Source organism: Streptomyces sp. NBC_01176, assembly GCF_045039825.1.
GTDB lineage: Bacteria > Actinomycetota > Actinomycetes > Streptomycetales > Streptomycetaceae > Streptomyces.
In genome coordinates this window covers 4,861,109-4,874,112 of record NZ_CP108600.1, presented here as the reverse complement: position 1 = coordinate 4,874,112, position 13,004 = coordinate 4,861,109, and the positions used below count along the sequence as shown (strand labels likewise).

Sequence of the window (13,004 nt, the reverse complement as noted above, 5' to 3'; positions counted from 1 at the left end):
GGGCGGGCCGTCCCGAGAGGACGGCCCGCCCTTCGCGTGGTCGGGTGGAGGGGTGCAGCTACTCTCCGAGGGCGTCCGGCGGCTCGCGGCCTGGTGCGTCGTGATCCTGCTCGTCGCCGGTGTGGCGTGGGTCGGGATCCGGCTGTGCGGGGAGCTGCGGACGGCGGTCGTGCCGGTGCTGCTCGCGCTGCTGGGCACCGCGCTGCTGCGGCCGCTGTACCGGCGGCTGGTGAACATGCGGGTCCAGCGGTCACTGGCCGCGGGGCTCACCTGTGTCGCGGTCGTCGTGGTGGTGGGCGGGGCGGTCTACATCGTCGTCGCCGCGCTCATCGACACCGGGGACCAGATCCTGGCCTCGCTCAAACAGGCCGCGCGGTCCGTCGCCGAGCACTTCGGCGCCCCGGGCACCTCCCTCGACGACCTCACCTCGCACTCCAGGGAACTGCTGACCAAGTTCGGCGGGGCAGCCGCGTCCAACGTCATCAGCGGGGTCAGTGTGGTCGGCGAGAGCATCGCCGTGGCCCTACTGGCCCTGCTGCTCGTCTTCTTCTTCCTCCGCGACTCCCACCGCGCCACCGGCCTGGTGCGCTCGCTCGCGCCCCGCGGCAGCGCCGACACCCTGGAAGCCATGGCGCGCCGTGCCTTCGGAGCCGTCGAGGGCTTCATGCGCGGGACCACCCTCATCGCGCTGATCGACGCTCTGTGCATCACCGTCGGGCTGCTGATCCTGGGCGTCCCGGGTGCGGTCGGGCTCGGTGCGCTCGTCTTCGTGGGCGCGTACATCCCCTATCTGGGCGCGTTCATCTCCGGCGCGGTGGCGGTGCTGGTCGCGCTCGCCGACCGGGGGCTGGTGATCGCGCTGTGGGCGCTCGGGGTCGTCCTCGCCGTACAGGTGCTGGAAGGGCACGTGCTGCAGCCGATGATCCAGAGCCGCACCGTGCAGATGCATCCGGCGGTCGTGCTGCTGGCGATCACGGCGGGCGCGTCCGTCGCGGGGATCCTGGGGATGCTGTTCTCGGTACCGCTGACGGCGGCGGCCTTCGGGGTGATCTCGGAGCTGCGCGCGCGCTACTCGTCGGGCTTGGTCGTCGACGACTCGTAGAACTCGAACCAGATGCTCTTGCCCTCGCCGCGCGGGTCGACGCCCCAGGCCTCCGCGAGGACCTCCACGAGCACCAGTCCCCGCCCGGAGGACGCCAGTTCACCGGGATGGCGCCGGTGCGGCAGGTCGTCACTGCCGTCCGTGACCTCCACTCGCACCCTCCGCTCGCCCGGCCGGCCGGTCACCTCGGCGACGAGCAGCGCGTCGTCGTCGGTGTGCACGTGGACGTTGGTCAGGATCTCGGAGACGAGAAGGACCGCCGAGTCGCGCTGGTCCTGCGAGCCCCAGTCGTGCAGCAGCTCGCGCACCTGCTGGCGGGCGTCCGCGATCCGCTCGGGCTCGGTCTGCGCCACGGTCAGCGCGGTGCGGCGGGTCGTGGCCGAAGCCGCCGCGACCGTGTCGTCCCGGCCCGTGCCCTGGCGGGACAGCAGTACCAGCGCGATGTCGTCCTCGCGCCGGTCGGCCAGTGGTCCCGGGGTGTGGTGCGAGGAGGGCCCGTGCACGCCCTGGACCAGCGCGTCGGCGAGTTCCTCCAGGTCGCCGTCGTGGGACTCCAGGATCCGCCGGATGCGCCGCCAGCCGGTGTCGAGGTCGTGGCCGCCGGTCTCGATCAGTCCGTCGGTGCAGATCAGCATGGTCTCACCGGGCTCCAGGCCGAGCCGGGTCGTCGGGTAGTCGGCGTCCGGATCGATGCCGAGCGGCAGTCCGCCCGCCATGGGGCGCATCAGCACCGTCCCGTCCGCCATGCGTATCGCCGGGTCCGGATGACCCGCGCGGGCGAAGTCCAGCAGCCCGGTCGCCGGGTCCACCTCGACGTACAGACAGGTCGCGAAGCGGACGTCCGGGGTTCTGCCGCCGTTCTGCCCGCTGGAGCCGTACGTCACCGAGTCCGTGACCCCGTACAGGAACCGTGAGGCCCGGGAGAGGACCGCGTCCGGGCGGTGGCCCTCGGAGGCGTACGCGCGCAGGGCGATGCGGAGCTGGCCCATCAGCCCCGCGGCGCGCACGTCGTGGCCCTGGACGTCGCCGATGACGAGCGCGAAGCGGCCGGTCGGCAGCGGGATCACGTCGTACCAGTCGCCGCCGACCTGGAGACCGCCGCCGGTGGGGACGTAGCGCGCGGCGAGGCCCATGCCCGGCATCCGCGGGCCCAGCGTGGGCATCATCGAGCGCTGCAGACCGTCCGTGAGCTCCCGCTCCGTCTCGGCTGCCCCCGCCCGGGAGAGGGCCTGGGCGAGCATCCGGGCGACGGTCGTCAGCACCGACCGTTCGTCGGGCGTGAAGCGGACGGGGTACATGAAGGCCGCCATCCACGCGCCCATCGTGCGGCCCGCGACGGTCAGCGGGAGGAAGGCCCAGGACTCCCGGCCGAAGTGCCGGGCCAGCGGCCAGGAGACGGGATAGCGCTCCTTGTAGTTCTCGGGGGAGGAGAGATAGACGGCCCGGCCGGTGCGGACCACCTCCGCCGCCGGATAGTCCGTGGCCAGCGACATATGAGTGAAGGGGCCCTCGTCCCCCGGCTGCTGTCCGTGATGCCCGACGACCGTGAGCCGGTCGCCCTCGGCGCCGAAGACGGCCAGCCCGTCCGGTGAGAACCCGGGCATCGACAGGCCGGCCGCCACCCGCAGCACCTCCGCCGTCGACCGGGCCTCGGCCAGGGCCCGCCCCGCGTCCAGCAGGAACGCCTCGCGCGAGCGGCGCCAGTCACCGGTGACCGGGGTGCGCGCGGCGGCGCCGGGGGAGGGCTCGGTGACCTCCTGGAGGGTGCCGAACAGGTGGAACTCCCCGGTCTCCGGGGCGATCGTGGGCTTGGAGCGGCTGCGGGCGGTCCGCAGCACCCGGCCGTGCTCGTCCATGACCCGCAACCGCACCTCGGCGAGCGTGTCCTCGGCGACGGCGAGCTGTACGACCCCGGCGACCTCGTTCCAGTCGGCCGGGTGGAACCGGGCGCGCACGGCGGCCTCGGTGAGCGTCGCCGCCTCCGCGGGCAGGCCGAGGAGGCGGGCGGCCTCCGCGTCGAGGGTGACCTGCCCCTGAGCGTTGTCCCAGCGCCACAGGCCGGTCGCGAGGGCGGCCAGGACGTCCCCCACGGCGGGCAGGGGCTCACCAGTGCGCATTGAACCACTGTATGAAGAGGTGATCGGTGGGTGCCACCGAGAGTATTCGGAGTGGCGATCTTTGGGTGGCCGGTACCCTTGGGGGGTCCGGGCCCGCGCCCGGAAGTTTCACGTGAAACAGACCCCGATCCGCGAAGACTGGATGAACGACGATGCATCGGTACAGGTCCCACACCTGCGGCGAGCTCCGCGCCTCTGACGTCGACAGCGACGTCCGGCTGAGCGGCTGGCTGCACAATCGCCGAGACCTGGGCGGCATCCTCTTCATCGATCTGCGTGATCACTACGGCATCACGCAGCTCGTCGCCCGCCCCGGCACCCCCGCCTACGAGGCCCTCGACAAGGTCTCCAAGGAGTCGACGGTCCGCGTCGACGGCAGGGTCGTCTCCCGCGGCGCGGAGAACGTCAACCCCGACCTGCCCACCGGTGAGGTCGAGGTCGAGGTGAGCGACGTCGAGCTGCTCGGCGCGGCCGCTCCGCTCCCGTTCACCATCAACGCCGAGGACGGCGTCAACGAGGAGCGGCGCCTGGAGTACCGCTTCCTCGACCTGCGCCGCGAGCGCATGCACCGCAACATCCTGCTGCGTACGGCTGTGATCTCCGCGATCCGTCACAAGATGACGGCGCTGGGCTTCAACGAGATGGCGACGCCGATCCTCAGCGCCACCTCCCCGGAGGGTGCCCGCGACTTCGTCGTGCCGTCCCGTCTCAACCCGGGCCGGTTCTACGCGCTGCCCCAGGCTCCTCAGCAGTTCAAGCAGCTGCTGATGATCTCCGGCTTCGACCGCTACTTCCAGATCGCGCCCTGCTTCCGCGACGAGGACGCGCGTGCGGACCGCTCGCCGGGCGAGTTCTACCAGCTCGACGTGGAGATGTCCTTCGTCGAGCAGGAGGACGTCTTCCAGCCGATCGAGAAGCTGATGACGGAGCTCTTCGAGGAGTTCGGCGGTGACCGCCACGTCACTTCGCCCTTCCCGCGGATCCCGTTCCGCGAGTCGATGCTGAAGTACGGCTCCGACAAGCCGGACCTGCGGGCCCAGCTGGAGCTGGTCGACATCACCGACATCTTCGCGGGCTCGGAGTTCAAGGCCTTCGCCGGCAAGCACGTGCGCGCGCTGCCGGTGCCGGACGTCTCCGGCCAGACGCGGAAGTTCTTCGACGGCCTCGGCGACTACGCGGTCGAGCAGGGCGCGAAGGGCCTGGCCTGGGTGCGGGTGGGCGAGGACGGCTCGCTCACGGGCCCGATCGCCAAGTTCCTGACCGAGGAGAACGTGGCGGAGCTGACGAAGCGGCTGTCGCTGGCCCCCGGCCACGCGGTGTTCTTCGGCGCGGGCGAGTTCGACGAGGTCTCGAAGATCATGGGCGCGGTGCGGGTCGAGGCCGCGAAGCGCTCGGGCAACTTCGAGGAGAACGTCTTCCGGTTCTGCTGGATCGTCGACTTCCCGATGTACGAGAAGGACGAGGACACCGGGAAGATCGACTTCTCGCACAACCCGTTCTCGATGCCCCAGGGTGGCCTGGAGGCCCTGGAGACCCAGGACCCGCTGGACATCCTGGGCTGGCAGTACGACATCGTCTGCAACGGCGTCGAGCTGTCCTCCGGCGCGATCCGCAACCACGAGCCCGAGATCATGCTCAAGGCCTTCGAGATCGCGGGCTACGACCGTGAGACCGTCGAGGAGCAGTTCGCCGGCATGCTCCGCGCCTTCCGCTTCGGCGCCCCGCCGCACGGCGGGATCGCCCCGGGCGTCGACCGCATCGTCATGCTCCTCGCGGACGAGCCGAACATCCGCGAGACCATCGCGTTCCCGCTGAACGGCAACGCGCAGGACCTGATGATGGGCGCGCCGACGGAGCTGGACGAGACCCGCCTGCGGGAGCTGCACCTCTCGGTGCGCAAGCCGCAGCCGAAGTAGGCCCTGTCCGCGGAGTGGCCCGGAACCGTCGTCGGTTCCGGGCCACTTCTGCGTGCCGTGTGAAACCACAGTCCGCTCCCATGGTGCTCACAGGCGGCGTCCCTAGCGTCGCTGCCCATGACTGAGAGACAGGAACCCGCGCATCAACGGAACGTGACCCGACGTGAGGTCATCGTCGCGGGGGGAGCGGCGGTCGCCGCGGTGGGCGTGGGCGGCGGGCTCGCCGTGGACGCGTTCGCGGACGGGAGGAAGGCCGACGCCTCCTCTTCCGCCGGCGCGACGGAGGCGTGCTACACGCTCACCGCGGAGACCACCGAAGGCCCCTACTACATCGACGCGGACAAGATCCGTCAGGACATCACCGAGGGCCAGGACGGCATTCCGCTGACCCTCCGGCTCAGGGTGATCGACGCGGACACGTGCAGACCCGTGAAGAACGCGGCGGTCGACATCTGGCACTGCACCGCGCTGGGCATCTACTCCGGTTACGAGGCGATGGGCAGCGGTGGCGGGGGCGGCGGCGGGGGCACTCCGCCCTCCGGTTCGCCGCCCGGCGTCCCCTCGGGCACGCCCACGGGCGAGCCTCCGTCCGGTGGGCCCTCCGGCGGCACGGGGGGCGGCCACTCCGAGCCGACCGACGACGAGCGCTACCTCCGGGGCACCTGGAGGACCGACAAGCACGGCCAGGTCACCTTCAGGACGGTCTTCCCGGGCTGGTACCGGGGCCGCGCCGTGCACATCCACACGAAGGTCCACGTCGGCGGTGCCTGGACCGACGCGGGCTACGAGGGCGGGCACACCTGTCACACGGGCCAGTTCTTCTTCGACGAGAAGTCCGTCCTGGCGACGGCGGCGATCTCGCCGTACTCCACGAACACCGCCACCCGCACCACGCTGACCGAGGACACGATCTACCCGCAGAACGGTCACACGGGCGGTCTCCTTTACCTCACGTACGACAGGAAGCACCTGGCGAAGGGAGTTCGCGCGCACCTGACGGTGGGCGTGGCCCCGGACGAGACGCACGACAGCACGGACACGGTGCCGGGCGCGTCGGCCTCGGGTTCGGGTTCGACGTCGGCGTCGACGTCGGCAAGCTGACGCGACGGTCCGTCCGAACGGTGTCCGGAACCCGTCAGAGCGTTCCGGCGTCGGGCCAGTGGGACCAGTGCGTGTTGGGCGGCAGTGTCGGCCGGTACCGGGCCGCGTCCGAGGAGTTCAGTACCTCGGCGATCATCCGGAAGGTCTCGTGGGCGCTGGGCAGTGTGTCCCAGAGGTCTTCCGGCTGGTTCCATTCGTCGAGCCGCAGCAGTACGGGCAGATCGGCGGGGAGGTCGGCGCGGAGCTCCGTCTCGTCGGCCAGGAGAAGTTGCCTGTACTCCGGGGCCAGCAGGCGGAACACGTCCTGCAGCGGGGTGCCGGCGTCGGCGCCGACCGCGAGCGGGGTCCCCCGGACGACCACGGGGGCCCCTCCGGCGTAGACCTCCGCGCCTTCGGGGTCGATCTGCGCCATGTTGTCCACACGGTCCAGGAAGGCGCCGAACCCGGGCTCACCGCGCGTGAGGCAGTTGCCGTAGCGGTGCATGACGTCGATGAGGTTGCCGCCGCGCGGGTTGTAGCCGAGCAACTCGGCGACCACGGCCCAGCGCGAACCGTCGCTGAGCACATGGATCCGCGCGTCGACCGGATGGTAGTAGCCGTTGTCGAGATCGGGGAACGCCGCGCGGTCCGCGCAGAGATCGAACTGTTCGAGGACCGACGAAGTGGTGATCACCAAGCCAGGGTAGGCAGGCCGGTACGGGCCGATCGGACCGGGCCCGCTCACGACGGGCCCGGGTGCCACGGGACTTCGGCGGCCGCTCTCGAAGGTCAGACGGGGGCCTGGCCGGCGCCGGGTTCCTCGGCGAACAGATCCTCGCCACTGGTGGCCGTGAGGGCCCGGTCGAACCAGAGAGTGAGGGTGTCGAGATCCGTGCAGGAGCTGATGAGCTGCCGGGCGTCCTCGGGAACGCCGATGCCGCGTTTCTCCAGCACGCGCAGGATCAGTTCGGCGCGGTCCTCGACTCTGCCCTCGACCTTGCCTTCGACCTTGCCTTCAACCTTTCCTTCGGCCTTACCTTCGACTTTGCCCTCGACTTTGCCTTCGAGGTACGCCGTCTCGCGGACAGTGCCCCGGCCCGGGAAGTAGGTGACGAAGCTCAAGATTTCCCTCCACTTGTCTCCGGCTGGGGTGCGCCCCAGGTTGACGTCCAGGAACTCGTTGTAATACTCGGCGGATTTCTCGTCCATCGACTGGAGAGCGCGGCCCAGCGCTTCCAGTATGGCGTCGATGTCGGGGCTCCGTGCGTGTGTCAGAGCGGAGAAGGCGGCCATCGCGGGGTTCTCCGCCGCGGTTCGCCGATCGGTGATCACTGGGAGGTTGTCCGGCCCGATCACCAGAGGCGAGGTCCGCTGGGTTGTCCAGCCACGGGTTCCGCAGTCGAAAGGGCCGACCGCCCACTTGGCTGTGGCCCGGTCCTGGCAGACCACGAGCAGCAGTACGGGCAGGTCGTACTTCGCTCGGAGGTGGGCGACGTAGTAGGCCCAGCTTGATGCCTTGTCCGCGTCTCGCCGCCCCTGTGCTTCGATGGCCAGCAGGAAAGGATCCCCGTCGGACGGGCCGACCTGCAGCAAGGTGTCCACTCGGCGTTCCAGCGGGCGGGTCTCCGTCACGTCGGTGGTGATCGCGTCCACCGTTGCCTTCTCGGGCAACGCGATGCCCAGGACCCCGAAGACGGGGGCGAGGATCTCGGGCCGCTCCTGGAAGATCCGGTGCGAGCCCTCGTGAGCTGATGTGACCATGTGGCCGAAGCTAGGGAGATCTTGGGCCGGATGGTGGCCCGAAAGAGTGGGATCACTCTTTCGAGGGTCGACGAAACGTTCATGCCGCTGGGTCGGTTTGCGTCAGGGAGCCGGCGGCCGCACGCGGGACTCAGGTGTCGTACGTGCCGTCCCACGGGTCGGCGAAGCCGAGGCGGTCCGGGTAGAGCTCGGCCCAGGTCTCCTCCTCGTCCTCCTTGATCACCAGGCCGAAGAGCACGCCGTCGACGGTGAGTTGGAAGGGGCGGACCGCGATGTCCGTGTAGGAGCGCCGGGGCAGGCTCCGCAGGAGTTTCGCCAGGTGGGCCCTGGCCCGGGAGAGAACCGAACTCTCGCCGTCCGGGGTCAGTTGCTGCTCGGCCCAGGTGCCCGCGCACCAGATCTCGGAGTCGCGGTAGTGGCCCTGGGGGTCGAAGGTGTGCAGCACCGTGTAGAGGCGCTTGTGCTCTTCCCAGCCGTCGTCGGGCCGGTACCCCTCGGGGAATGCGTAGGTGACCGATGCCAGGAACTGGCCGTCCGCGTAGTGACCTATGGTCTCGGTGCGGGACTTCGGCTCGTAGGCGATCGGGATGACCGGAGGGACTGCCATGGCGAAACCATACGGGTGGGCGCGGGCATGTCACCATCGGGGTCGGTTTCCGGCCGTCGGACACGGCAGCGGGGCCCGGCGCCGAGTGACGCCGGGCCCCGCTCCTGGTGTCCGGACTACTCCGGAGCGCCGCCGAAGCGCTCCTTGTACGACTCCAGGTCCTCGTCCGTGATCTTGGCGAAGAGCACCGGGGGCACGGTGAACGGGGTACCCGCCGGCACGGCGTCCAGGGACTTCGCCTCGGCCGCGGACACCCACGACGCCGTGTCGTCCGACAGCGCGAACGCGGAGCGCATCGCCTTGGCGGAGGCGGGGATGAAGGGCTCCGAGACCACCGAGTAGAGGTGGATCAGGTTCATCGCCGTGCGCAGGGTCAGGGCCGCACCGTCGGGGTCGGTCTTGATCTCCAGCCAGGGGGCCTTCTCCTCCAGGTAGGAGTTGCCCGCCGACCACAGGGCACGCAGCGCCGCCGCCGCCTTGCGGAACTGGAGCGCCTCCATCTGGGTCTCGTACTCCGCCAGCAGACCGGCGATCTCCGCGCCGAGCTTCGTCTCCGCCTCGCCGGCCGCCGCGCCCGCCGGGACCTCCTCACCGAAGCGCTTCCTGGAGAAGGACAGGACCCGGTTGACGAAGTTGCCGAGGGTGTCGGCGAGGTCCTTGTTGACCGTGGCGGTGAAGTGCTCCCAGGTGAAGGACGAGTCGTCCGACTCGGGGGCGTTGGCGATGAGGAAGTAGCGCCAGTAGTCCGCGGGGAGGATGTCGAGCGCGTGGTCGGTGAAGACACCGCGCTTCTGCGACGTGGAGAACTTCCCGCCGTAGTACGTCAGCCAGTTGAAGGCCTTGACGTAGTCGACCTTCTTCCACGGCTCGCGGACACCGAGTTCCGTGGCGGGGAACATCACCGTGTGGAACGGGACGTTGTCCTTCGCCATGAACTCCGTGTAGCGGACCGTGTCGTCGGCCTCGTACCACCAGGACTTCCAGTCGCGGGTCTCGCCGTCGGGCGCCGCGTCCGCCCACTCCTTCGTCGCGCCGATGTACTCGATCGGGGCGTCGAACCAGACGTAGAAGACCTTGCCCTCGGCCGCCAGCTCCGGCCAGGTGTCCGCGGGGACCGGGACGCCCCAGTCGAGGTCACGGGTGATCGCGCGGTCGTGCAGGCCCTCGGTCAGCCACTTGCGGGCGATGGAGGAGGCCAGTTGCGGCCATTCCTCCTCGTGCCGGGAGACCCAGGCCTCGACCTCGTGCTGCAGCTTCGACTGGAGCAGGAAGAGGTGCTTCGTCTCACGGACCTCCAGGTCCGTCGAGCCGGAGATCGCCGAACGCGGGTTGATCAGGTCGGTCGGGTCCAGGACGCGCGTGCAGTTCTCGCACTGGTCGCCGCGCGCCTTGTCGTAACCGCAGTGCGGGCAGGTGCCCTCGACATAGCGGTCCGGGAGGAAGCGGCCGTCCGTCGGCGAGTACACCTGACGGATCGCGCGCTCCTCGATGAAGCCGTTCTCGTTCAGACGGCGGGCGAAGTGCTGGGTGATCTCGCGGTTCTGCCCGCTGGAGCTGCGGCCGAAGTAGTCGAAGGCCAGCTCGAAGCCGTCGTAGACCGCCTTCTGCGCGTCGTGCGCCTGCGCGCAGAACGTGTCGACCGGGATGCCCCGCTCCTTCGCAGCCAGCTCGGCCGGGGTGCCGTGCTCGTCCGTCGCGCAGATGTACAGCACGTCGTGGCCACGCTGGCGGAGGTAGCGGGAGTACACGTCCGCCGGGAGCATGGACCCCACCATGTTGCCCAGGTGCTTGATCCCGTTGATGTACGGAAGGGCGCTGGTGATGAGGTGTCGAGCCATCGCGGAATGCTCCCAGGTCGCTACGTGGGGTGACGGATGTCGATTCCGGCTGTACCGCCGGGTCGCCGTACGAACCTTGAAATCGTAGTCGACCGGGACGATCGGGAACGCTCGTCCCTCCGGGTCGGCTGGTGGACGCTCGCGACGCCGATATATATCCTGAGTGTCGCGCATCTATATGGGGAGGTCTGTCATGTCGAAGCTGCTGATCGAGGTCGACGACGAGGCCCTGGCGGAAGCCCAGGAACTGCTCGGCACGAAGACCAAGAAGGACACCGTCAACACCGCGCTGCTGGAAGTCGCCAAGCGGCGCAGCCGGGCCATAGCGCTGGCCAAGCTCCGTGAGAGGGGGGCGCGCGGTGACTTCGACATCCTCATGGACAAGCGGAACTACCGCCGATGAGTGATGTCTCGTACCTGATCGACACCTCGGCCGCCGTGCGTCTGCTCAGCAGCGACGCGTACGACGAGGACTGGGAGCAGGCGCTCGACAACGGGCTGGTCGCGCTGTGCGATCTGACCGAGTTGGAGATCCTCTTCTCCGCGCGCGGGCGAGCGGACCGCGAAGGCATTCAGGAGGAGTTGCGGCAGCTGTTCAGCTGGACCCTGATGCCCGACGGCATTTATCAGCGCGCTCGCGAGGTCCAGCAACTTCTCACCGACAACGGTGAGCACCGCTCGGCCGGACCGGTCGACCTGCTCCTCGCCGCCACGGCCGAGTTGTCGGACCTGACCCTGCTCCACCACGACCGGGACTTCGAGACCGTCGCTCGCCGTACGGGCCAGTCGAGCGCCTGGCTGGCCGAGCCCGGGTCCTGAGGACGAGCGGGGGAATGACAGGGCCCGTGAGCGAACAGCTCGTTCCCGGGGCCCCGCCCTGTGCTCACCTACGCACTACGCGCTCGGCTTCTCCTCCAGGCGCGGGAAGAGGACCGCGCCCTTGGTGACCGTCGCGCCGGGCCGGAGCCTGCCCCACTCGCCCGCTTCCTGGACCTTCTGGTCCGCGAGGGCTCCCAGGGACGCCTCCGCGCCGAGGGAGTCCCAGAGCTTCTGAGAGGTGTCCGGCATGACCGGGTTGAGGAGGACCGCCACCGCGCGGAGCGACTCCGCGGCCGTGTAGAGGATGGTCGCCAGGCGGCCCTGGCCCTCAGGCGACTCGTCCTTGGCCACCTTCCAGGGCTCCTGCTCCGTGAGGTAACCGTTGACCTGCTTGACGAAGTCGAAGACTGCGAGGATTCCGCCCTGGAAGTCCACGTCGTCGCCGATCCGCCGGTCGGCTTCCGCGACGGCCTTCGCCAGCCCGTCCCGGATCGCCTTCTCCGCGTCGCCCGCCGCCGTCGTACCGGGCAGCACGCCGCCGAAGTACTTGCCCACCATCGCGGCCACGCGCGAGGCGAGGTTGCCGTAGTCGTTCGCCAACTCGCTCGTGTAGCGGGCGGAGAAGTCCTCCCAGGAGAACGAGCCGTCCTGGCCGAACGCGATCGCGCGCAGGAAGTACCAGCGGTACGCGTCCACACCGAAGTGGGAGGTCAGGTCCTGGGGCTTGATGCCCGTCAGGTTCGACTTCGACATCTTCTCGCCGCCGACCATCAGCCAGCCGTTCGCCGCGACCTTGCCCGGCAGGGGCAGTCCCTGCGCCATCAGCATCGCGGGCCAGATGATCGCGTGGAAGCGGAGGATGTCCTTGCCGACGAGGTGGACGTCGGCGGGGAAGGTGTTCTTGAACTTCGCCGGGTTCTCGTTGTAGCCGACCGCCGTCGCGTAGTTCAGCAGGGCGTCGATCCACACGTAGATGACGTGCTTGTCGTCCCAGGGAACCGGGACGCCCCAGTCGAAGGTGGAGCGCGAGATGGAGAGGTCCTGCAGGCCCTGGCGCACGAAGTTCACGACCTCGTTGCGTGCCGACTCCGGCTGGACGAAGTCCGGGTTGGCCTCGTAGTGGGCGAGGAGCTTGTCCCCGTACTCGCTCAGTTTGAAGAAGTAGTTCTCCTCCTGGAGCAGCTCCACCGGCTTCTTGTGGATGGCGCACAACTTCGTGCCGTCCTCGGCTTCGATGAGGTCGCCAGGGAGCTTGTACTCCTCGCAGCCCACGCAGTACGGGCCTTCGTACCCGCCCTTGTAGATCTCACCCTTGTCGTGGAGATCCTGGACGAACTCCTGGACGCGGTCCGTGTGGCGCTTCTCCGTCGTGCGGATGAAGTCGTCGTTGGCGATCTCCAGGTGCTCCCAGAGAGGCTTCCATGCCTCCTCGACAAGCTTGTCGCACCACTCCTGCGGGCTGACGCCGTTCGCCTCGGCGGTGCGCATGATCTTCTGACCGTGCTCGTCCGTGCCGGTGAGATACCACACCTTCTCGCCGCGCTGACGGTGCCAGCGCGTGAGCACGTCGCCGGCGACGGTCGTGTAGGCGTGGCCCAGATGAGGAGCGTCGTTGACGTAATAAATCGGGGTGGAGACGTAGTACGCCTTCTCACCCTGCTTCTCGGATCCAGTGGCCGCCATGGTCGAAATCCTACTGGCCCGGCGAAGGTCGACTCACGCCGATCAGGGGTGGGGAGGGTGGGGAGGGTTACGGGGACGGGG

The 13,004-nt window shown here is 69.3% G+C and carries 11 protein-coding genes; 5 read left to right on the top strand and 6 right to left on the bottom strand.

The window, feature by feature from the left end; translation table 11 throughout:
- Positions 1-52 precede the first annotated feature (52 nt).
- Positions 53-1,102: an AI-2E family transporter gene (locus OG199_RS20930; protein ID WP_356804276.1), complete on the top strand. Its 1,050-nt coding sequence runs from the start codon at positions 53-55 to the stop codon at positions 1,100-1,102.
- Here the strand turns inward: OG199_RS20930 and OG199_RS20925 are convergent.
- Positions 1,069-3,219: a SpoIIE family protein phosphatase gene (locus OG199_RS20925; protein ID WP_405830752.1), complete on the bottom strand. Its 2,151-nt coding sequence runs from the start codon at positions 3,217-3,219 to the stop codon at positions 1,069-1,071. The two genes, OG199_RS20930 and OG199_RS20925, sit on opposite strands and share 34 nt — an antisense overlap.
- Before the next feature lie 152 nt (positions 3,220-3,371).
- On the opposite strand from OG199_RS20925, the gene aspS reads away from it, so the two are divergent.
- Positions 3,372-5,135 (top strand): aspartate--tRNA ligase, encoded by a 1,764-nt coding sequence (aspS, locus tag OG199_RS20920; RefSeq protein ID WP_356804279.1) that lies wholly within the window; start codon positions 3,372-3,374, stop codon positions 5,133-5,135.
- Between the two features lie 117 nt (positions 5,136-5,252).
- Positions 5,253-6,236, top strand: a complete 984-nt coding sequence (locus OG199_RS20915) for an intradiol ring-cleavage dioxygenase (protein ID WP_405830750.1) — start codon at positions 5,253-5,255, stop codon at positions 6,234-6,236.
- 34 nt (positions 6,237-6,270) lie between these two features.
- On the opposite strand, the gene OG199_RS20910 is transcribed toward OG199_RS20915, so the two are convergent.
- The 4 genes from OG199_RS20910 to metG (OG199_RS20895) form a co-directional block, all read right to left on the bottom strand.
- The gene (locus tag OG199_RS20910) at positions 6,271-6,909 is read right to left on the bottom strand and encodes a DUF7003 family protein (RefSeq protein ID WP_405830748.1); all 639 of its coding nucleotides are present in this window, start codon (positions 6,907-6,909) and stop codon (positions 6,271-6,273) included.
- A gap of 95 nt (positions 6,910-7,004) precedes the next feature.
- Positions 7,005-7,976 carry a hypothetical protein gene (locus tag OG199_RS20905; RefSeq protein WP_405830746.1) on the bottom strand — a complete coding sequence of 324 codons (972 nt, stop codon included), beginning with the start codon at positions 7,974-7,976 and terminating at the stop codon, positions 7,005-7,007.
- Between the two features lie 130 nt (positions 7,977-8,106).
- Positions 8,107-8,583, bottom strand: a complete 477-nt coding sequence (locus OG199_RS20900; RefSeq protein WP_356804284.1) for a hypothetical protein — start codon at positions 8,581-8,583, stop codon at positions 8,107-8,109.
- Positions 8,584-8,699: 116 nt separating this feature from the next.
- Positions 8,700-10,421, bottom strand: a complete 1,722-nt coding sequence (gene metG / locus OG199_RS20895; RefSeq protein WP_401806567.1) for a methionine--tRNA ligase — start codon at positions 10,419-10,421, stop codon at positions 8,700-8,702.
- Between the two features lie 193 nt (positions 10,422-10,614).
- Between metG (OG199_RS20895) and OG199_RS20890 the strand changes: the two genes are divergently transcribed.
- Together OG199_RS20890 and OG199_RS20885 are read left to right on the top strand one after the other, a co-directional pair.
- Positions 10,615-10,824, top strand: a complete 210-nt coding sequence (locus OG199_RS20890; RefSeq protein WP_356804287.1) for a type II toxin-antitoxin system VapB family antitoxin — start codon at positions 10,615-10,617, stop codon at positions 10,822-10,824.
- Complete coding sequence (locus OG199_RS20885; protein ID WP_401806569.1) at positions 10,821-11,240, top strand: PIN domain nuclease; 420 nt, start codon at positions 10,821-10,823, stop codon at positions 11,238-11,240. Before OG199_RS20890 ends, OG199_RS20885 begins: the two co-directional genes overlap by 4 nt.
- A gap of 75 nt (positions 11,241-11,315) precedes the next feature.
- Here the strand turns inward: OG199_RS20885 and metG (OG199_RS20880) are convergent, their stop codons facing one another.
- On the bottom strand, positions 11,316-12,923 hold the full coding sequence (metG, locus tag OG199_RS20880) for a methionine--tRNA ligase (protein WP_405830743.1): 1,608 nt from the start codon (positions 12,921-12,923) through the stop codon (positions 11,316-11,318).
- Between the last annotated feature and the right edge of the window lie 81 nt (positions 12,924-13,004).

Excerpts from the sequence above, each read along its gene's own strand:
- OG199_RS20925 (WP_405830752.1), bottom strand. The coding sequence starts at position 3,219 with ATGCGCACTGGTGAGCCCCTGCCCGCCGTGGGGGACGTCCTGGCCGCC.
- aspS (WP_356804279.1), top strand. The coding sequence starts at position 3,372 with ATGCATCGGTACAGGTCCCACACCTGCGGCGAGCTCCGCGCCTCTGAC.
- OG199_RS20915 (WP_405830750.1), top strand. The coding sequence starts at position 5,253 with ATGACTGAGAGACAGGAACCCGCGCATCAACGGAACGTGACCCGACGT.
- OG199_RS20905 (WP_405830746.1), bottom strand. The coding sequence starts at position 7,976 with ATGGTCACATCAGCTCACGAGGGCTCGCACCGGATCTTCCAGGAGCGG.
- OG199_RS20900 (WP_356804284.1), bottom strand. The coding sequence starts at position 8,583 with ATGGCAGTCCCTCCGGTCATCCCGATCGCCTACGAGCCGAAGTCCCGC.
- metG (WP_401806567.1), bottom strand. The coding sequence starts at position 10,421 with ATGGCTCGACACCTCATCACCAGCGCCCTTCCGTACATCAACGGGATC.
- OG199_RS20890 (WP_356804287.1), top strand. The coding sequence starts at position 10,615 with ATGTCGAAGCTGCTGATCGAGGTCGACGACGAGGCCCTGGCGGAAGCC.
- OG199_RS20885 (WP_401806569.1), top strand. The coding sequence starts at position 10,821 with ATGAGTGATGTCTCGTACCTGATCGACACCTCGGCCGCCGTGCGTCTG.
- metG (WP_405830743.1), bottom strand. The coding sequence starts at position 12,923 with ATGGCGGCCACTGGATCCGAGAAGCAGGGTGAGAAGGCGTACTACGTC.